The 17,829-nt window shown below is 57.9% G+C and carries 19 protein-coding genes; 10 read left to right on the top strand and 9 right to left on the bottom strand.

The features are described from left to right. Positions 1–72 precede the first annotated feature (72 nt). From KIN_RS19705 to dusB, 3 genes are read right to left on the bottom strand one after another with little or no spacing between them, the layout of a single operon-like run. Positions 73–1,440 carry a response regulator gene (locus KIN_RS19705; RefSeq protein WP_159810344.1) on the bottom strand — a complete coding sequence of 456 codons (1,368 nt, stop codon included), beginning with the start codon at positions 1,438–1,440 and terminating at the stop codon, positions 73–75. A gap of 3 nt (positions 1,441–1,443) precedes the next feature. Then, positions 1,444–2,544 carry a two-component system sensor histidine kinase NtrB gene (locus KIN_RS19700; protein ID WP_159810342.1) on the bottom strand — a complete coding sequence of 367 codons (1,101 nt, stop codon included), beginning with the start codon at positions 2,542–2,544 and terminating at the stop codon, positions 1,444–1,446. Beyond that, positions 2,541–3,524 carry a tRNA dihydrouridine synthase DusB gene (gene dusB, locus KIN_RS19695; RefSeq protein ID WP_159810340.1) on the bottom strand — a complete coding sequence of 328 codons (984 nt, stop codon included), beginning with the start codon at positions 3,522–3,524 and terminating at the stop codon, positions 2,541–2,543. Before dusB ends, KIN_RS19700 begins: the two co-directional genes overlap by 4 nt. Before the next feature lie 160 nt (positions 3,525–3,684). On the opposite strand from dusB, the gene KIN_RS19690 reads away from it, so the two are divergent. The 4 genes from KIN_RS19690 to KIN_RS19675 all read left to right on the top strand — a co-directional run bounded on the left by KIN_RS19690 (position 3,685) and on the right by KIN_RS19675 (position 7,150). Further along, entirely contained in the window at positions 3,685–4,860 is a 1,176-nt protein-coding gene (locus KIN_RS19690; protein ID WP_159810338.1) for a bifunctional 2-C-methyl-D-erythritol 4-phosphate cytidylyltransferase/2-C-methyl-D-erythritol 2,4-cyclodiphosphate synthase, read from the top strand. Beyond that, a complete protein-coding gene (locus tag KIN_RS19685; RefSeq protein ID WP_159810336.1) occupies positions 4,857–5,339 on the top strand; it encodes a phosphatidylglycerophosphatase A family protein in 483 nt (160 codons plus the stop codon). The genes KIN_RS19690 and KIN_RS19685 overlap by 4 nt, the downstream gene beginning before the upstream one ends. Continuing rightward, positions 5,329–5,811, top strand: coding sequence for a CinA family protein (locus KIN_RS19680; RefSeq protein ID WP_159810334.1), 483 nt, complete (start codon positions 5,329–5,331; stop codon positions 5,809–5,811). Before KIN_RS19685 ends, KIN_RS19680 begins: the two co-directional genes overlap by 11 nt. 157 nt (positions 5,812–5,968) lie before the next feature. Further along, positions 5,969–7,150 (top strand): ammonium transporter, encoded by a 1,182-nt coding sequence (locus KIN_RS19675; RefSeq protein ID WP_159810332.1) that lies wholly within the window; start codon positions 5,969–5,971, stop codon positions 7,148–7,150. 60 nt (positions 7,151–7,210) lie between these two features. Here the strand turns inward: KIN_RS19675 and KIN_RS19670 are convergent, their stop codons facing one another. Next, the gene (locus KIN_RS19670) at positions 7,211–7,624 is read right to left on the bottom strand and encodes a hypothetical protein (protein WP_159810330.1); all 414 of its coding nucleotides are present in this window, start codon (positions 7,622–7,624) and stop codon (positions 7,211–7,213) included. Between the two features lie 204 nt (positions 7,625–7,828). Between KIN_RS19670 and KIN_RS19665 the strand changes: the two genes are divergently transcribed. From KIN_RS19665 to KIN_RS19650, 4 genes are all read left to right on the top strand, one after another. Next, a complete protein-coding gene (locus KIN_RS19665) occupies positions 7,829–8,230 on the top strand; it encodes a DUF2852 domain-containing protein (RefSeq protein ID WP_159810328.1) in 402 nt (133 codons plus the stop codon). A gap of 71 nt (positions 8,231–8,301) precedes the next feature. Beyond that, positions 8,302–8,784, top strand: a complete 483-nt coding sequence (locus tag KIN_RS19660; protein WP_243144985.1) for an RDD family protein — start codon at positions 8,302–8,304, stop codon at positions 8,782–8,784. A gap of 156 nt (positions 8,785–8,940) precedes the next feature. After that, entirely contained in the window at positions 8,941–9,807 is an 867-nt protein-coding gene (locus KIN_RS19655; RefSeq protein ID WP_159810326.1) for an arginyltransferase, read from the top strand. Then, the gene (locus KIN_RS19650; protein ID WP_159810324.1) at positions 9,804–10,193 is read left to right on the top strand and encodes a VOC family protein; all 390 of its coding nucleotides are present in this window, start codon (positions 9,804–9,806) and stop codon (positions 10,191–10,193) included. Before KIN_RS19655 ends, KIN_RS19650 begins: the two co-directional genes overlap by 4 nt. Positions 10,194–10,237: 44 nt before the next feature. On the opposite strand, the gene KIN_RS19645 is transcribed toward KIN_RS19650, so the two are convergent. The 3 genes from KIN_RS19645 to KIN_RS19635 form a co-directional block, all read right to left on the bottom strand. Continuing rightward, a complete protein-coding gene (locus KIN_RS19645; RefSeq protein WP_159810322.1) occupies positions 10,238–12,592 on the bottom strand; it encodes a TRAP transporter large permease in 2,355 nt (784 codons plus the stop codon). Between the two features lie 12 nt (positions 12,593–12,604). Then, complete coding sequence (locus tag KIN_RS19640; RefSeq protein WP_159810320.1) at positions 12,605–13,516, bottom strand: TRAP transporter small permease subunit; 912 nt, start codon at positions 13,514–13,516, stop codon at positions 12,605–12,607. A 162-nt stretch (positions 13,517–13,678) separates the two neighbouring features. Then, positions 13,679–14,761, bottom strand: coding sequence for a TRAP transporter substrate-binding protein (locus tag KIN_RS19635; protein WP_159810318.1), 1,083 nt, complete (start codon positions 14,759–14,761; stop codon positions 13,679–13,681). Between the two features lie 258 nt (positions 14,762–15,019). Between KIN_RS19635 and KIN_RS19630 the strand changes: the two genes are divergently transcribed. Continuing rightward, positions 15,020–16,429 carry a cache domain-containing protein gene (locus tag KIN_RS19630; protein WP_243144984.1) on the top strand — a complete coding sequence of 470 codons (1,410 nt, stop codon included), beginning with the start codon at positions 15,020–15,022 and terminating at the stop codon, positions 16,427–16,429. Continuing rightward, entirely contained in the window at positions 16,426–17,064 is a 639-nt protein-coding gene (locus KIN_RS19625; protein WP_159810314.1) for a response regulator transcription factor, read from the top strand. Before KIN_RS19630 ends, KIN_RS19625 begins: the two co-directional genes overlap by 4 nt. On the opposite strand, the gene KIN_RS19620 is transcribed toward KIN_RS19625, so the two are convergent. Both KIN_RS19620 and KIN_RS19615 read right to left on the bottom strand, forming a co-directional pair. Further along, positions 17,061–17,423, bottom strand: coding sequence for a Lin0512 family protein (locus KIN_RS19620; RefSeq protein ID WP_159810312.1), 363 nt, complete (start codon positions 17,421–17,423; stop codon positions 17,061–17,063). The two genes, KIN_RS19625 and KIN_RS19620, sit on opposite strands and share 4 nt — an antisense overlap. Continuing rightward, on the bottom strand, positions 17,420–17,770 hold the full coding sequence (locus KIN_RS19615) for a Lin0512 family protein (RefSeq protein ID WP_159810310.1): 351 nt from the start codon (positions 17,768–17,770) through the stop codon (positions 17,420–17,422). Before KIN_RS19615 ends, KIN_RS19620 begins: the two co-directional genes overlap by 4 nt. Positions 17,771–17,829 lie beyond the last annotated feature (59 nt).

The following is a 17,829-nucleotide window of genomic DNA, read 5'->3' as shown; positions in this document are numbered from 1 at the left end:
GCCATGCCACTTCTTGTTTATGTGATCTCAGGACGGCATTGACGCCCATTCGCCACGGTGACTGTGGCGGTTTTACATCAACTTGCGGCGTCGTGTCACGTGAATATCGAGGTCACTGACTTTTTTCCGCAACGTATTGCGGTTGATCCCAAGTAAATCAGCACATTTAGCCTGATTACCCCCCGTCGCCTCCAGCGAGATCTCGATAAGTGGAAGCTCAATTTCGCGCAGAATCCGCTGATATAGCCCCGGCGGAGGCAACACTCCGCCGTGCAGATCGAAGTATCGACGCAGGTGTTTATAGACTGAGGCGGACAGCTTTTCGGTATCACCACCGCCCATCAGCGGTTCGATCTCGGGTTGATTGCCCAGCACCTGCTGAACCTCAGTACGGCCGATTTCTTCTTCCGGGCTGGTCACGATCAGCCGTTTGACCGTATTTTCCAGCTGGCGCACATTTCCGGGCCAGCTGTAAGCGCGGATCATCTCCATCGCGTCGCCAGCAAACCTGCGTCCCGGCGCGCCGTCCCGTTCAGCCCGCAGCAGAAAATGCTCGGTCAGAAGCGGGATGTCTTCAACCCGCTCCCGTAAAGATGGCACGGTGATGGTCACGCCGCTAAGCCGGTAGAACAGGTCCTGACGAAAGAGGCCGCTTTCCATCTTTTCCATCAAATCCTGCTGGCTGGTGGCAAGGATCCGTGGGGCATCATCGGTGAAGCTGTCCAGCATCCGGACGATGCGCGCCTGCGCCTCAGCATCCATGTCGCCGATCTTGTCAAACAGGATCGCCCCACCCCGCGCCCGGCTGAGAACTGTCGCTGGTCCTTCGATCGTTGCAAGGTCAGAGGGGGTCGCTGTGACAAATGGAAGGTTGCGACGATCGGAAAAATCGTGGATTGCCCGCGCGATCAGGCTTTTGCCCGTTCCGCTCTCGCCCGTGATCATGACCGACAAATCCGTGTTCATAACCCGCGCGACCAAGCGATAGAGAGCCTGCATCGCAGGCGTCCGGCCGACCAGCGGCAGATCATCCCCGGTCTCGACCGCCACCTCTTCCTTGGGCGCGCGCACGACCCGCTTCTTCTCCAACGCGCGGGAGGCGCGCTTCATCAGGTCTGGCAAGTCGAAGGGTTTGGGTAAGTAATCGTAGGCATCGGCCTCGGTCGCCTGAATGGCCGTCATGATGGTATTCTGCGCAGAGATAACGATGACTGGCAAAGATGGGCGCTGTGCTGAGATCTCTGGCAAGGCGTCGAGACCATTTCCATCGGGCATGATTACATCAGAGATCACGAGATCGCCCTTCCCTTCGGCGACCCACCGCATGAGCGTCGTCAAGGAACTGGTCGCGTGAACTTTGCACCCGGCCCGTGTCAGCGCTTGGGTCAACACGGTCCTGATCGTGCGGTCGTCATCTGCGACAAGAACTGTTCCGTCCATCGGTTAATCTCCGCTTTTTGGGGTATCTTGGGGGATGCTGTCCTTCGGCGCGACAGGCAAGGATATGCGAAAGACGGTTCGTCCGGGGACCGAGTCCACGGCAATCCAGCCATCATGTTCCGCAATGATTTTCGAGACCAGCGCCAAGCCAAGCCCGGTTCCGTTTTCACGCCCTGACACGAAAGGCTCAAAGACCTCTGACGCCAGATCGGGCGGCAGACCCGGTCCATCATCGACGATTTCGACCTGAAGAGGGACTGCGCCGCGGGACCCGTCCGGGCGCTCCACCCGCAACGACATCTCATAGAAGGTGCGCACGGTGATCGTACCGTCCTGCCCGCCCGACGCCTGCGCTGCGTTTCGCAAGAGGTTCTGGAACACCTGCAACAACTGATCACTGTCGGCAAATGTCGGGGGCAACGACGGGTCGTAGGAGTCAACGATCCTCATATGTGCAGCGAAGCCCACAGCGGCTGATTTCAGCGCCCTATCCAGAACATCGTGCAGGTTCACCGGCTTGCGTGCAGGCGGTCGCAGATTGCCGAATTGCTCCACCTGTTCCAACAGCTTCACCACGCGGCGGGTTTCGGTCACGATGAGATCGGTCAATTCGATGTCGTCACCGCTCAGGCTCATGCTGAGAAGCTGCGCGGCACCCGTAATCCCTGCGAGCGGGTTCTTGATCTCATGGGCCAGCATTTCGGCCATCCCGATGGCAGATTTGGCGGCAGTCTTGGTTTGCATTGCACGGCCCATGCGGTCCGCGATCTCACGGGGTTCCAGCAGGATAAGAACGAAGCCCGGTTGGTCGGCCAACGTAGAGATTTGAATGTTGCAAAGCTTGGGCCGGCGTTCACCCGAGCCCACGTCGACCGTATTCACAAATAGCGGGGCTTCGTCGCGGCGCACGCGAATGACCGCTTCTTCCAGAGGTGCGTTCACGTAGAGCCTGTCCCACACCGGTGCATTTTTGAGATGCTTCGTGGAACTGTTGAGAAACGTCTCTGCGCTTGGGTTCACCTCGCAGATCCGATCGTCCCCATCAATGATGAGCGCCGGAATGGGCAGCGAAGCCCACAGAGTGTCGAAGACGGATCCGGTCATGCAGCGATCGCCGCGCTGCCCGCAAGCGCACCAGGTAGAAGAGCTATAACACGGCTCGGATCACGCTCCACGAGCACGGTGCGCCGGATGTCGGGCGGTGTGCCTACCTCATCCATGTACCACCCAAGATGCTTGCGTGCGACGCGAAGGCCAAGCATGGTTCCGTAGAAAGACAGCATGTCCTCGTAATGGGCAATGACCATGTCAGAGAGTGCATCTCCCTCGGGAACGGTGGGCGCTGACGAGTCATAAAGCGAAGCAGCGACCTGGGCGAGACGCCACGGCCTACCCTGCGCGCCCCGACCGATCATGACACCGTCCGCCCCCGACAGCTTGAGGGCGGCTTGGGCCGTTTTCTCATCCGTAATATCGCCATTGGCAATCACCGGAATATCTACCGTGTCCTTGACGTGCCGGATCGCCGCCCAATCCGCACGCCCCTTGTAAAATTGGCAACGGGTCCGCCCGTGGATTGTGATCATTTGAACGCCAGCGTTTTCCGCACGTTTTGCCAACTCTGGCGCATTCATCAACGCATCGTCCCAGCCCAGCCTTGTCTTGAGCGTCACCGGAACCGAAACAGCCCCAACGACCGCCTCGATCAGCCCAAGCGCATGATCGAGATCCTTGAGAAGTGCGGACCCAGAATAGCCATTCACGACTTTCTTCGCGGGGCACCCCATGTTGATATCAATGAACCGGGCGCCTTTTGCCTCGACGACCCGGGCGGCCTCTGCCATCCAGACGGCTTCCCGGCCCGCAAGCTGTACAGAAGTGTTGGCAAATTCTAGTCCAAGCTCCGCCCGCTCTCGCACGCCCGGTTTAGCCTGCACCATCTCTTGACTGGCCACCATTTCGCTGACCACCAGCCCCGCCCCAAAACGGGACACCAGCCTGCGGAACGGCAAATCTGTAATTCCGGCCAAGGGTGCCAGAAAAACGGGAGGTGTCAGAACATGATCTGCCAACCGGATGGTCAATTGATTAATCCTTGTGCAATCGGGTAAAGCGCTACCGCTATATGGACAATTTTGCAATTCTACGGGGGGCGTAAATCGGCGCCAAACCGCAACTGCCTAATTTTTAGTCACGTGGCGGCGAGCCATTGTAGGCGATCATCCCATCCCTTAGACGAATACCATGAATACACAGGACTATCCCGAGCAGCCTATCAAGACAGCCGCGCTCATTGTCGCGGCGGGTCGCGGGACCAGAGCTGGCGGCGATCTGCCAAAGCAATGGCAAAAGATCGGTCGGCAGAGTGTTGTGGCTCATACTGTTTCCGTTTTTGAAACGATGCCGCAGATCGATGAGATCATTCTGGTCATTCACCCGGATGACACTGCACACGCCAGCGGCTTCTCGGATGCTGGCGTCAAGCTGGTGGATGGCGGCACAGATCGCGCGGGCTCGGTCCGTAACGGACTTGCTGCCGTAGATCCGACCACGAGGAATGTCCTGATACATGACGTGGCCCGCCCGTGCGTCAGCCAGAAGATCATCGGTGACGTGATCGCCGCGTTGAAGACCCATGACGGCGCGGCCCCCGGGCTTGCCGTAACGGACGCACTCTGGACTGTCAGCGACACCAAAGTGACGGGCAAGACGAGCCGCGACCACCTTGCACGGGCCCAAACGCCGCAGGGTTTCCATCTTGATAAGATCATTGCGGCCCATGACACTTATTCCGAAGTAGCTGCAGACGACGTAGAGGTTGCGCTGAGCGCCGGGCTGACCATCGCCATCGTGCCCGGCTCGGAGGACAATCTGAAGATAACGCTGCCCGAGGATTTCGAGCGGGCCGAACGGATTTTGGACGGAACCATGGCAACTCTTCCCGACATACGCACCGGCAACGGATTTGATGTGCATCGGTTTGGCCCTGGCGATCACGTGATGCTGTGCGGGATCGAGGTCGCCCATGATCGCGGTCTGCAAGGCCATTCCGATGCGGATGTCGGCCTGCATACGATCACCGATGCAATTTATGGCGCTTTGTGCCAAGGCGATATCGGCCAACACTTTCCGCCCTCTGATGACAAATGGAAAGGCACCGCAAGCCATGTGTTTCTGGAACATGCCCGCGATTTGGCCCGGCAAACGGGGTTTCGTCTGACCCATGTGGATTGCACGCTGATCTGTGAGCTCCCAAAGATCGGCCCCCATGCAACCGCGATGCGGGAAAACGTGGCGACGCTGCTTGAGATCCCGGTTGACCGTGTAAGCGTCAAGGCAACAACGTCCGAGCGACTAGGTTTTACCGGGCGCGGTGAGGGCATTGCCTGCATGGCGACTGCAACTTTGGTGCGCCCATGATCCGCGCAATTGCCACTGTCGGCTATGTCGGGCTGATAAAGCCTGCCCCCGGTACATGGGGCTCCCTTGCAGCGATCCCTTTGGCGTGGCTCGTGTTTCTTGCGGGCGGCTGGTTGGCGCTGGCTGTCGGATGCGTCGCGTCATTTGCAATCGGCTGGTGGGCGACCCTCAAGCTGACCCAGTCCGGAACCGACAAAGACCCCAGCTACATTGTAATCGACGAACTTGCGGGCCAGTGGATTGCCCTTTTGCCGGTCGCAATTGGGGCGACCCATGCGCAAGCCGGGTTCTGGCAGCTCTGGCCCGGCGTGGTCACCGCGTTTATTGCCTTTCGTTTGTTCGATATCTGGAAGCCCGGCCCGGTCGGTTGGGCCGACAGACGCGGTGACGCGCTTGGGGTGATGCTTGACGATGTTATTGCCGGGTTTGGCGCAGCACTTTGTGTGATGGCCGGTGCGTGGATCGCCCATGGACTTTGATGCGCGCGCCCGCGACGTGTTGGATGCTGCCCGAACGGCAGGGCTTACACTTGCCACGGCAGAAAGCTGCACTGGTGGACTGATCACTGCAGCGCTGACAGAGATCGCCGGAAGCTCGGACGTGGTCGACCGCGGCTTTGTCACATACTCTAACGCGGCAAAGATGCAGATGCTGCATGTGTCGTCTGACACCCTAGAAACCTATGGCGCAGTGTCGGAAGCTGTGGCGCAGGAGATGGTGGAAGGCGCGGCAAAAATGTCAGGCGCGTCGCTTTGCGTTTCTGTCACAGGCATCGCAGGCCCCGGCGGATCAGAGCACAAGCCTGAAGGGCGCGTCTGCTTCGGCTGTCTTGGTCCGAAAGGTCTGGTTTTGGAAACAGTGGAGTTCGGCGCGATTGGCAGATCGCACGTTCGCGCGGCAACCGTGAAGCACGCGTTCGATATGCTGTTGTCCCAGATGATTTCTATTTAGATTAAAAATTGCGCACCCTGACTGGAAGGTGTGCAAAAACCGCGCAAATCTTATTTTGCTTATTTGATGTGCGGTTTTTCGAACGCCTGCATCTTTTCCCGGCATCTTGTTTCCGCTTTTGACCCGATCGGGACAGTAGAAAAAAACGGAGAGAAAGATGAACGGAGCGGACACCGCGTGGATCATCGTGGCCACGGCCTTGGTTTTGTTGATGACCCTGCCAGGTCTGGCATTGTTCTATGGCGGGCTGGTGCGCGCGCGGAATGTGCTGAGCGTCTTTATGCACTGCTATGCCATCGCGTGCCTCATGAGCCTGCTGTGGCTGATCGCGGGTTATTCCATCGCGTTTGGCAGCGGAACAAGCGGCTATTGGGGCGGTCTGGACAAGATGTTCCTCAGCGGCGTCACCCCTGACAGCCTCAGTGGAACCCTACCTGAGGTTCTGTTCTTCGCCTTTCAGATGACGTTTGCCATCATCACCCCGGCCTTGATCGTCGGCGCCTATGTCGAACGGATCGGCTTTGGCTTTGTCATGATCTTCTCTGGGCTTTGGATGCTCTTGTGCTATGCGCCGGTTGTCCATTGGGTCTGGGGCGGCGGGATGCTGGCGGATGGAGGTATCTTTGGCGAGACGGGGGTGCGCGATTTCGCGGGCGGTATCGTTGTTCACGAGACCGCAGGTCTGGCCGCACTTGTTCTGGCTGTGATGTTGGGCGCCCGGTCCGATCATTCGAAGCCACCACATTCCCCCGGTCTGGTCATGATCGGCGCAGCACTGTTGTGGGTTGGCTGGTTTGGCTTCAACGGTGGCTCGCAATTGGCCGCAGATGGGGGTGCGGCGATGGCGCTGACCGTCACACATATCTCTGCGGCAACCGCATCGCTGACATGGGCTGCGTGGGAACGGATCAAATACGGCAAAGCCTCTCTTGTCGGACTTGTCACCGGGACAATCGCGGGTCTCGCCTCAATTACGCCCGCATCCGGCTTTGTCGGCCCGGTTGAGGCACTGATCATCGGCGCGGTCGCGGGCGTACTCTGCCAGGAGGCGGTGAACCTCATCCGGAACACCTTCAAAATCGACGACACCCTGGACGTGTTCGCTGTTCACGGCGTCGGCGGGATTTTTGGCACCATCATGATTGCAGCTTTCGGGCAAGGCGCGTGGGCGGCACAACTTGGAAGCCTCGCCATCGTCGGTGTCTTTACGGTGGTCGTGACCTTCGTTCTCGCCAAGACTACAGCTCTGATCACGCCCCTTCGCGTGGATGAAGAGACGGAGCGGACCGGCCTCGACCTGACTGTTCACGGCGAGCGGGCCTACGACATATCATCTTAAGGCGCTTACCATAAGAAGCAGAAGGCCCGCGCCGCAACGCGGGCCTTTTTTACCGCTGCGTTAAGGATCCGTGCGGCTTGAGAAGTGCCGGAACCTCATGTTCCGTAGCGCGACATCCCGCGCGATCCCCTGCGACTTTTGCTTGATAGTCTGCATCAGCAGCCTGCGGCTGTCATCCGGCAGGCTTTCAACCGAGAAAGTATACGTGACGATAAACTGATCATCGCGGTCTTCGATGGCCAGGACCGGCTCGTCGAACGGATCAAAGCCCCCGCCCCCGCCATGCCCGTGGTTCGAGCAAAATGCGTCGGCTTGTGCCTGACAGATGCCAAGGGGATCCCCTCCGCCGGACATCTGACAATCAGCGAGATGGAAGGACATGCAGGTTTGGTAATCATGGGCGATTGCGGGCAGCGGCCCCATCGAAAGAGATCCAAATCCACAAAGAAAAACGGCGGCTGTTCGCGACAACATGGCAATACCTCACTCAATAAACATCAACAAATGGGGTCCAGGCCCCTATATAATGTACCACGAATTGCAGTTTTTGCCTATATCGATGCATTTTCGGATTTTTACGTAAATCGGATGTTTTTATCTTGAAACACAAAACCGTCATCTCCATCTATGTAAATGTGAATAACATTCACATGAACGCAACACAGTGAGGAGCATTTGATGAACACTATCGCCAGCACAAACAGATCATGGTTCGCGCGCAGCGAAGCATGGTTGGATGAACGTGGAAAGGGTGCATGGATCGCCGCCATGGTTTTGGGCTTTATTTTCGTATGGCCCGTCGGTCTCGCCCTTCTCGCCTATATGATCTGGAGTAAACGCATGTTTTCCGCCCCCTGCACGTCCCGTCGTCGCTTTTCGTCCCCACAGGCTTTCAAGTCGTCCGGCAACTCCGCCTTCGACAGTTACAAGGCCGATATGCTGAAGCGTCTTGAAGACGAGCAGCAAGCTTTTGAGGCCTTTCTCGAACGGCTGCGTGAAGCAAAAGACAAGTCAGAATTTGACGCCTTCATGAACGAACGCGCAGATACCGCCAAGAAAACGCGATCTGACGAAGGCTGATTGCCCGCGATAAACATCCCCGCCCGGTTCCATCGGGCGGATCCCCCTTTACAGCGCCCGAGAGGAGCCCCATGTCCAGTCTCATGACGAATTTCGATCCACAGACGACCGCCTCAACAACGGCGCTGCCCGACCCGGTGGCCCAGCCCGAGTTCTACGTCGGGGTCACGTTCAAGCGATTTCTGGCATGGATTGTCGATGTCATTCTGATCGGCACACTGTCTGCGATCGTGGCAACGCTTCCCCTTTTTATCGGATGGTTTTTCTTTCCCATCATCTATCTGGGGATCGCTGTCGTCTACCGGGTGACCACCATTTCAGCCCGATCCGCAACTTTAGGTATGCGCCTTTTCAACATTGAACTGCGAGATCATCAAGGCGCGCGCCTTGATGGAGGAACCGCAGCGCTACACACTATCGGATATCTGGTTGCCAGCGCGTTTTTCCTGCCGCAGATGATCTCTCTTTTGATGATGCTTCTGGGTGGACGCGGGCAAGGTCTGCACGACCTTCTGATTGGCACGGCCGCAATCAATCGCCCCGCACGGTACTAATAAAGCCACAATTCTATATTCAACCTGTTTTTAAAGGGACACCGGGTCAACATCCGGTGTCCCTTTAAGCAATTGTTAACCTCTATGAAAAAGAGTTTGCACGTAGCAGGCGGGGCTTGCTAGCTTGTCTCGGAATAGCAGCTAAGAACATTAAAAATGCGTCATACCCTTCCCATTGCGCCGCAATTCTATGTGACCGCGCCTCAGACCTGCCCCTATCTTGATGGGCGGCGGGAACGGAAGCTGTTCACTGCGCTGCAAGGAGAACACGCAAACACTCTGAACAACACACTCAGCAAACAGGGCTTCCGTCGCTCTCAGAATGTGCTGTATCGCCCGTCCTGTGCCGATTGCTCTGCCTGCTTGTCAGCCAGAATCCGTGTCGCAGACTTCCAACCGTCGAAAAGTCAACGCCGGGTGATGAAACGGAACGCCGTGCTGGAACGCGAAGCGACATCGCCCTGGGCCACTGAAGAGCAATATCACTTGTTCCGCCGTTACCTCGACAGTCGTCATGCAGATGGCGGAATGGCGGATATGGATATCTTCGAGTTTGCGGCGATGATCGAGGAGACACCGGTCAAAAGTCGCGTCATCGAATACTGGGACCGAACCCTGCCTGAAGGGCCGGAACTGATCGCAACTTGCCTGACCGATGTGCTCGATGACGGTCTCAGCATGGTTTATTCGTTCTATGACCCTCTGCGCACCCGTGAAAGCCTGGGGACATATATCATCCTTGACCATGTTCGCATCGCGCAGGAAGCTGGATTGCCCTATGTCTATCTGGGCTACTGGGTGCCGCAATCCTCCAAGATGGGCTACAAGGCCAGTTTCAACCCGCTCGAGATTTTCCGGGGCGGCACGTGGCAGGATCTTGGCGACGTGGAAGACTATTCCGCCGACACCCACCCGTTGTCGGTTGATCCGATTGCAGAGCAAGTTGCACGTATCAGTCTGCCAGACTCCCGACCGACCGACCCGAAGCGGGTCACGGACATCCCCTCCAAAACGACCCCTTGAGCAAGCACATCCATGCGTTTGCCATTCTCGTGCCTGACTATGACGCGGGCATCGCGTTCTATGTGGATCAGGCCGGGTTCACCTTAGTCGAAGACACAAGCCTGAGCGAAACGAAACGCTGGGTTTTGATTGCGCCGGACGCTGCCGCTGGTACGCGCATTCTGCTGGCCCGCGCGGATGGTCCGGACCAGACGCAGGCGATTGGCAATCAAACAGGCGGTCGGGTCGGGTTTTTCCTGCATACAGATGATTTCGACGCAAGCCACAAGGCGATGCTGGCCAAGGGCGTGGTCTTTGAAGAAGCCCCCCGGACAGAGACCTATGGCAAGGTCGCTGTGTGGCGCGATCCTTGGGGCAACCGTTGGGACCTGCTTCAGCTCACCTGAGCCAGATGCCAGAAAAAAAGGGGGCCGATGCCCCCTTCTTCACATCAGTTTCCGATCAAGTTCGGTAAGATCGTCACCACGGAGGGGAACAGGGCCAAAAGCCCCAGTCCTGCCACCTGGATCAACACGAATGGTATGATCCCGCGGTAGATATGTCCTGTCGTGACCTCCTTCGGTGCCACGCCCCTGAGATAGAACAGCGCAAATCCGAATGGCGGCGTCAGGAACGACGTCTGCAGGTTCACCGCAATCATGATCGTCACCCATTTCGGGTCCATCGTGCCGCCATAGATAACCGGCCCAACGATCGGGATCACAATGTAGATGATCTCGAGGAAGTCGAGCACGAAGCCCAAGACGAACAAGACCAGCATCACAATAATGAAGACCTTGAACTCACTGTCGAAGCTCCTGAGGAACTGCTGGATGTAGTGTTCCCCGCCGAAGCTGATCACCACAAGGTTCAGAAGTTGCGAACCAATGAGGATGGTGAATACCATCGACGTGACCTTGGCCGTTTCCCGCACCACCGGACTAAGCACCCCATAGGCGAACAGCGTCCAGCAGGCGTAGAGGATGCCAAACATCGCAAACAGGTACATGCCCTTGGCGAAGAGGAACGCGACGAGGTTCTCGAACGAGATATCTGATGTGTTTACGCGAAGATCGAAGTTCACGCCCACAAGGATCATCAGAAGGATCGCAAAGGTTGCCTGAATGATAATCCGGCCGGACTTGTTTTCGTCCTTCAATCTCCGGTAGGCCGCCAGCAGGATGGCCCCCCCTGCCCCAAGCGCCGCTGCGGGCGTGGGGTTCGTGATCCCGCCAAGGATCGATCCCAACACCGCCACGATCAGCATGAGCGGCGGGAACACCACCCGCAAAAGCTCGTTCTGGCCCAGAAGCCGCGCGGCGAACTTGCCGCCCACGTAGATGAAGATTAGCGGTACCAGCATCAGCAGGACCGTCGTCCCCGGCGTTGTCAGGGGCGAAATAAAGACCGCATCGATCAAAAGACCAAGCCCGATGCCTGCAGCCCCCATCAGCAGCGCCGAACTGTTGGCAGACGGGGAAACCCCGCGCGCCGTCGTCAAGATCAGACCGATCAGCAGAAATCCGACTGCGATACCCGTGCCAATAGGCGCCGCGTTCTCGATCTTGGCGATTACAGCGGCCTCATACTCTTCCGGTGTGAGCCTGACGCTCTGGGCAACGCCGCCGGCTTCGTTGATCGTCTCTTGCTCGGCCACTGCGGCATCCCAGGCCTGCTGTCCGTGCAGTTCGATCATCGCTTCCGCGCAATCCGGCGCAACATTCGTCCGCAACGATGCACTCTGACCCGCGTCGGAGAAGCTGTCGACCGTGATGTTCTGAGAGCCGATAAGTCCCACTTGGATCAGGAGGAAGAAACCCGCGATCAAACCAATCGGTGCGAAGAGGAACCATGTCAGCGCCTCGCCCCGCCGGATCGGCTCACCATTGGCCGAACCCATTTCAACCGCGGGGGCCTTGGACGGGTTCACAACAGCATAGCCGAACGCATAGGCCGCATAGAGGGCCGCCAGCAGAATGCCCGGCAACAGCGCCGCTTGGAACAACGTGCCCACGGACACAACGGCAGGCTCGCCCAGATACGTCAACGCATCCGTACAGCCAACCTCCTGCGCACGCGCTTCCTGCGCGGCGGAATAGAGGTCACCGGCCAACGTTCCCAGCAGAACAATCACGATAGACGGCGGGATGATCTGTCCCAATGTACCCGACGCCGCGATGACGCCGGTTGCCAGTTCGGGGGAATAGTTGTTCCGCAGCATTGTTGGCAGGGAAAGCAGACCCATGGTCACAACCGTGGCTCCGACGATCCCTGTAGACGCCGCAAGGAAAGCCCCCACAACCACGACCGACACAGCCAGGCCGCCCGGAAGTGGACCGAAGACACGCGCCATGGTTGTCAGCAGATCATTGGCGATCTTTGAGCGTTCGAGCGTGATGCCCATGAGAACGAACATCAGAACGGCCAGAAGCGTTTCGATGGACTGCCCTGCCAGAACACGCTCGTTGATCCGGTTCACAATGAACGAAACGTTCCGGTCCAGCGCCATTTCCCAGCCCTGAACAAAGACAGGCTCCCCGATCCTCGGCAAATCCGGGTATCGGAAGATGGATATGGTTTCCGGCTTCAGCCCTTCTGACAACAAGGCCGCGTATTGTGCGGAACTTGTATCAATGGCCTGGTGAATAAGCAGGCCAGAGCTGTCGAGCGCCGCGATGATCCCGAAGGAGATCACCGCCGAGCCGCCAATGGCGAATGCCACAGGGAAGCCAGACAGAATGCCCGCGAACAGGCAGAGAAACACAATGATCAGGCCGATCTCGACGCCATCAAGTCCAAACAACATCGCTCTCGTCCCTTAGTGAATTTCTGCGACGCGTTCGGCGTTTTCATCGCCCAACACGTCTTTATCGAGGTAGTCGCCTTCGGCGGCGGGGCCTTCTTTCCACTCCAGATACGACCGGTAGAGGAACGCGATGGCCTGCAGGAACACCAAGGCGGTGAACGCACACAGAAGGATCTTGAAGAGGAAGTAGGCATTGAAGCCGTTCGGTGAGAAGCCAATTGTCTCGACGTTCCAGCGCACAGCCCGCGCCTTCAAGAGCAGCCGGTCCAATGTGTCCGAGGCCGATGGCTTCGGAACCACGAGATGACGCCAGAGGAAGTACCAGCCATACATCCACGTCAGGACCGCCGCTGGCATCATGAAGAAGACCGACCCAAACATGTCGATAACCTTCTTGGTGCGATACTTGACGGCAGAATAGACCAGATCGACCCGCACATGGCCGCCTTGCACAAACGTGTAGGTACAACAAAGCGTCACGACGAGCGCGTTATACAGCTTCAGTTCCTCGGCCCACCAGCTGATGTCTTTGGCAAAACTCATCCCGAACCCAAGGGAAATATCCGCCCGGGTGAAGATACGTTGCATGAAGATGATGACGATCTGCTGGAGCACCATCAGAAGGCCGGCCCACGCAAAGAAGCGGCCAATGCCATTGGCGATACCTTCCAGCACCTGCACACAGCCCCACATGAACCTATTGTAAATGAGGCCAAAGATCGTCAGCACAAGGAAGACCGTGAAGATCACGAAGAAGAACTCGACCGAGCCCCCGTAATAAATCACCCGCATGAGGGATTCTTTGTCTTCAGTGGTGTTGGCCCATGTCAGCCAGTCCAGCCACAGCATCGGATGCGTGATGGCGTAGAACAGGTTGTAAAACGCCATAGCGATGTTGGTGAAAAACCAGACGATCCCATCCATGATGGTCACTCCCCCTGCGTAGAATTCCTGCACGTTTGGTGCAGATTGCCCTGTCCCGTCTGACCTTCTGTGGTGCGACACATCAGGCCGGGATAAGCGGTGGGGTCTGCCCTACGCTATGGGCAGACCCGGTTTTCTAAAGGCGACGAAACGCCCGAAGGTTTAGCCCAGAACGCGGTCGCGCTGTGCGCGGTATGCGCCATCGGACTTCACGATCCAGCCAGAAGACGCCTTGAGCGACACTTGGTAGTCGTCATAGACTTTCTTGTAGAGCTCGTCGCCCATGTTCTCGTCATGGACTTCCTGCGAGGCGCGGCCGAAGGCATCCCAGACGGAGTCAGGGAATTCGAGCGTTTTCACACCGGAGGATTGCAGACGTTGAAGCGCTGCACCGTTGTTATTGAGGAACTGTGCGAGGTTCCACTGGTGTGTGCTGGCAGATGCGATTTCGATGATTTTCTGCTGTGCAGGTGTCAGGCTATCAAAGACGTCGCGGTTGGTCGCAAGGGACAGACCCGCGCCCGGCTCGTGGAAGCCAGCGGTGTAGTAAGTCTTCGTGATTTCCTGGAAGCCCGCCTTTTCATCTGCCCAAGGGCCGATCCATTCGGTGCCGTCGATCGCACCGGAGGCCAGCGCCTGGTACACTTCCGCGCCGGGAAGGTTCTGAACGGATGCGCCCAGTTTACCAAGGGCTTTACCGCCCAGACCGGGCATGCGGAATTTCAGACCGTTGAAGTCTTCTGGGCCTGCGATTTCCTTGCGGAACCAGCCACCGGCCTGTGCGCCCGTATTACCGGCAAGGAAGGATTTCAGACCGAAGATCTGACCCAACTCGTCATGCAGGGCCGCACCGTTGCCGTGGTGGTACCAGTTGACCAGCTCTTGCGCGGTCATACCAAACGGTACGGACGTGAAGAAGGCATAGGCTGGGTGCTGACCTACGAAGTAATAGTCAGCCGCGTGATACATATCGGCCTGACCTGCAGTCACGGCGTCAAAAACTTCGAATGCGCCAACCAGCTCACCGGCGGCCTTCACATCAACGGTCAACTGACCGTCGGACATGGAAGTGATGTCTTCAGCGACTTTTTGTGCGCTGTCGAACACACCAGCCAGACCACGGCCCCACGTGGTGACCATGGTCAGTGTGCGGTTGCCTTGTGCGTACGCTGGTGCGGCCAGAGTGGTTGCCGCTGCAGCGGTTCCGCCCAATGCGGAATTTTTCAAGAATGAACGACGATCCATAGGTGTCTCCTCCCAAATATTCGACTCGTTCCACGTGCGATTGGAACGACCCGGATCGTTTACAGTGCGCTGTTTGTAGCGAGACGCGGGATAAGGTGAAATACCCAATGGCCGGTAGACGGTCCCGATTTGTTAACAAAATTTACCAATTTGCACGTTTTCGCCCAAGCGGAGTACACATATCTGCGGCCAACGGCTGCCTCCGTTGGCGATTCGAAGGCGTAAGCTCGGGTAGTGACCCTGTTGAAGACAAAATTTGTGCGCCGGCGCACCCTGAGCTACGGCCAGAAGATTTTTCTGCTGGCCACCCTGCCGCTTGTTCTTGCTGTCGGCGCGATTGCCGTGGTGGTGACCAATCAGTCGCGCATTCTGGCCGAGACGGAAATCCGGGAACTTGAGACACAGTTGATTGAGGCCAAGCGGGCAGAGTTGAAAAACTACCTGTCGCTTGCACGCACGGCGATCGGGTCGATCTACGGCAACGCTTCTCCCTTTGATGAAGGGGCTAAGCTTGAGGCGACGCAGGTCCTCAGTGCTATGCTGTACGGTCAGGACGGCTTCTTTTTCGTCTACGACTATGACGGCAACAATCTGGTGAGCCCGCGCCAAACCTCTCTAATTGGCCAAAACTGGTCCGGTCTCAGCGACCATAACGGTGTTCCGGTTGTGGACGCCCTCATTGAGACCGCGCGGTCGGGCGGCGGCTATCACACCTATGACTGGACCAAGCCATCCACCGGGGAGACGGCCCGCATGGTCACCTATGTGATCGGATTGCAGGACTGGCGATGGGCATTGGGCACAGGTATCTTTATCGACGATGTGCTAGAAACCGTCAGCACAGCACGAGCCGACACCACGGCGCGGATCCGCGAGACCTTCGTAATCATCGTGCTCATTACCATCGCCGCACTTGTCGCCGTTTTCGTCACCGGACTTCTTCTGAACCTACGGGAACGGCGCTTGGCCGACACCAAGCTCAAAGCGTTGACCGAACGCATTCTGGACACGCAAGAGGAAGAACGGGGCCGCGTGGCGCGCGAATTGCACGACAGCATCAGCCAAATTCTGATCGGCGTGCGCTATACGCTCGAGCTGGCCCGCCGCCGACTGAAATCAGGCGATCAGGGCGCGTCGGACAATCTGGATCAAGGCATTGACGGACTGACCGGCGCGATCCACGAAGTGCGGCGCATTTCGGCGGATCTGCGTCCCGGCGTGCTAGATGATCTGGGCCTTGGTCCTGCGTTGAAATCGCTGATCGATGCATTTCGCGCACGAACAGGGATCGACACGTATTTTGAAACGGTCGTGTTCCGCAACAGGTTGGACGATGACGCCAAGATCGCGCTTTACCGCATCGCCCAGGAAGCTCTGACCAATGTGGAGCGGCACGCTGATGCAACCGAAGTGAAGGTCGATGTGTTCGGCCACCGCAAGGGCGCGACCCTCCGAATTCAGGACAATGGGCGGGGTCTCACGACTCCCGGCGGCGGATCCGGCGGTCTGGGGCTGCGGAACATGCAGGAGCGGATCGATCAGTTGAACGGCACGCTCCGCGTCCTGTCCTCGGAAAAAGGCACAATGGTTGAAGCCTCCGTCCCGCTCAGCCATATGCTTCCGCCGGAACAATCCATCAACCGGTCAGACACAAGGAAAACCGCATGACAATTCGCGTTCTGATCGTCGATGACCACCCCATGGTCGCCGAGGGGATCCGCGCCATCCTTGACACCTATGACGAGATTGAAGTCGTGGGTCTGCTCGGAAACGGACAAGACGCGCTCGACAACGTCGCGGATCTGGCGCCGGATGTCATCCTGATGGACCTGAACATGCCGCAGCTGGGCGGGCTGTCGGCCACGGAACAATTGCTTGAACGCAATCCAGAGACCCGAATTCTGATCCTGTCCATGCACAATGCCCCGGAATACGTCTCGACCGCGATGAGCCACGGCGCCCGCGGATATGTTCTGAAAGACGTACCCATCGAAGAGATTTACACCGCGATCACCACGGTGATGAAGGGACAGACCTATCTCTGCACCGGTGCGACGACGGCGCTCGAGCCGTTGAACACAGGTGGACGGGAAATGCTCACCGCCCGCGAACAGACCGTTCTGCTGCAGCTGGCGCAGGGGAAGTCCAACAAGGAAGTCGCGCGCGATCTCGATATCTCGGTCCATACAGTCGAGACGCACCGCAAGAATATCAAGCGCAAGCTTGGGATCACCTCGACCGCAGGCCTGACCCGCTATGCAATGGAACATGGTGTACTGCAAGGAACAGGCAACGCACTTTAGCCGCCGGATATCCGCCAGTCGGATGCGTCGACCGGCAAAAAAGCCTCGACCGCCGCGGTTGCGATGACATGGGTGGTGGCGTTGTCCGGATCTTCCACGTTCAGCCCCCCCTTGACGGCTTTGACCTCTGCCCTGCCCCGCGGCAGTTCGGCCTTCAGCGCCTCAAGGTCCAGCTTGGCAGGGTCTTGCACGGCAACCGTCACGCGAACGCTCATCTGCACATGATCCAGACCGAGGGATTTGAACATCACCAGCGAGGAATGGTGCAGCGCGTCCTGAATGGCCCGCCTGGCGGCTTTCGTATAGTCCATTCCATACAGGTCATTGCCGGTCCCCATCTCAAGAATGATCCGCTTCATGATGCAGGCTCCATATCAAACGAAACGATGATGGCGGCGTTCGCAATAACCGTCACCGCGTCGCTATCCGGTTTTGGAACATCCAGCCCGCCTGCCCGAACCGAGACCTTCGCCTGACCGTAGGGAAAGATCGCGCGCACCTTGTCCAGATCGACCGCGTCTGGATTTTGCACTCCAATCTCGGCCTCAATGATCATTGCGCTTTTCTCGACGCCGAACGCTTCTGCGACGCTCAGCGAATTGTGCCACAAGGCGTCCCGCACCGCACGGCAAGCGGCCTCCGTATAATCCATTCGCCGCAGCGATGTTCCCATCCCGAACTGATGAACCATCCGCGTCTTCGCCATGCCCGCACCTTTCCTATATTCGCTCAGCGCCACGATGAAAGAGGGGCGCGCGATACACA

The organism is Litoreibacter roseus, from assembly GCF_009811795.1.
Taxonomy (GTDB): Bacteria; Pseudomonadota; Alphaproteobacteria; order Rhodobacterales; family Rhodobacteraceae; genus Litoreibacter; species Litoreibacter roseus.
This window is presented reverse-complemented; position numbering and strand designations above follow the sequence as displayed.

What these genes read in the sequence shown, in the direction of transcription:
- KIN_RS19705 (WP_159810344.1), bottom strand. Translation starts at nt 1,440, where the DNA reads ATGGACGGAACAGTTCTTGTCGCAGATGACGACCGCACGATCAGGACC.
- KIN_RS19700 (WP_159810342.1), bottom strand. Translation starts at nt 2,544, where the DNA reads ATGACCGGATCCGTCTTCGACACTCTGTGGGCTTCGCTGCCCATTCCG.
- KIN_RS19690 (WP_159810338.1), top strand. Translation starts at nt 3,685, where the DNA reads ATGAATACACAGGACTATCCCGAGCAGCCTATCAAGACAGCCGCGCTC.
- KIN_RS19685 (WP_159810336.1), top strand. Translation starts at nt 4,857, where the DNA reads ATGATCCGCGCAATTGCCACTGTCGGCTATGTCGGGCTGATAAAGCCT.
- KIN_RS19680 (WP_159810334.1), top strand. Translation starts at nt 5,329, where the DNA reads ATGGACTTTGATGCGCGCGCCCGCGACGTGTTGGATGCTGCCCGAACG.
- KIN_RS19675 (WP_159810332.1), top strand. Translation starts at nt 5,969, where the DNA reads ATGAACGGAGCGGACACCGCGTGGATCATCGTGGCCACGGCCTTGGTT.
- KIN_RS19670 (WP_159810330.1), bottom strand. Translation starts at nt 7,624, where the DNA reads ATGTTGTCGCGAACAGCCGCCGTTTTTCTTTGTGGATTTGGATCTCTT.
- KIN_RS19665 (WP_159810328.1), top strand. Translation starts at nt 7,829, where the DNA reads ATGAACACTATCGCCAGCACAAACAGATCATGGTTCGCGCGCAGCGAA.
- KIN_RS19660 (WP_243144985.1), top strand. Translation starts at nt 8,302, where the DNA reads ATGTCCAGTCTCATGACGAATTTCGATCCACAGACGACCGCCTCAACA.
- KIN_RS19655 (WP_159810326.1), top strand. Translation starts at nt 8,941, where the DNA reads ATGCGTCATACCCTTCCCATTGCGCCGCAATTCTATGTGACCGCGCCT.
- KIN_RS19645 (WP_159810322.1), bottom strand. Translation starts at nt 12,592, where the DNA reads ATGTTGTTTGGACTTGATGGCGTCGAGATCGGCCTGATCATTGTGTTT.
- KIN_RS19640 (WP_159810320.1), bottom strand. Translation starts at nt 13,516, where the DNA reads ATGGATGGGATCGTCTGGTTTTTCACCAACATCGCTATGGCGTTTTAC.
- KIN_RS19635 (WP_159810318.1), bottom strand. Translation starts at nt 14,761, where the DNA reads ATGGATCGTCGTTCATTCTTGAAAAATTCCGCATTGGGCGGAACCGCT.
- KIN_RS19625 (WP_159810314.1), top strand. Translation starts at nt 16,426, where the DNA reads ATGACAATTCGCGTTCTGATCGTCGATGACCACCCCATGGTCGCCGAG.
- KIN_RS19620 (WP_159810312.1), bottom strand. Translation starts at nt 17,423, where the DNA reads ATGAAGCGGATCATTCTTGAGATGGGGACCGGCAATGACCTGTATGGA.
- KIN_RS19615 (WP_159810310.1), bottom strand. Translation starts at nt 17,770, where the DNA reads ATGGCGAAGACGCGGATGGTTCATCAGTTCGGGATGGGAACATCGCTG.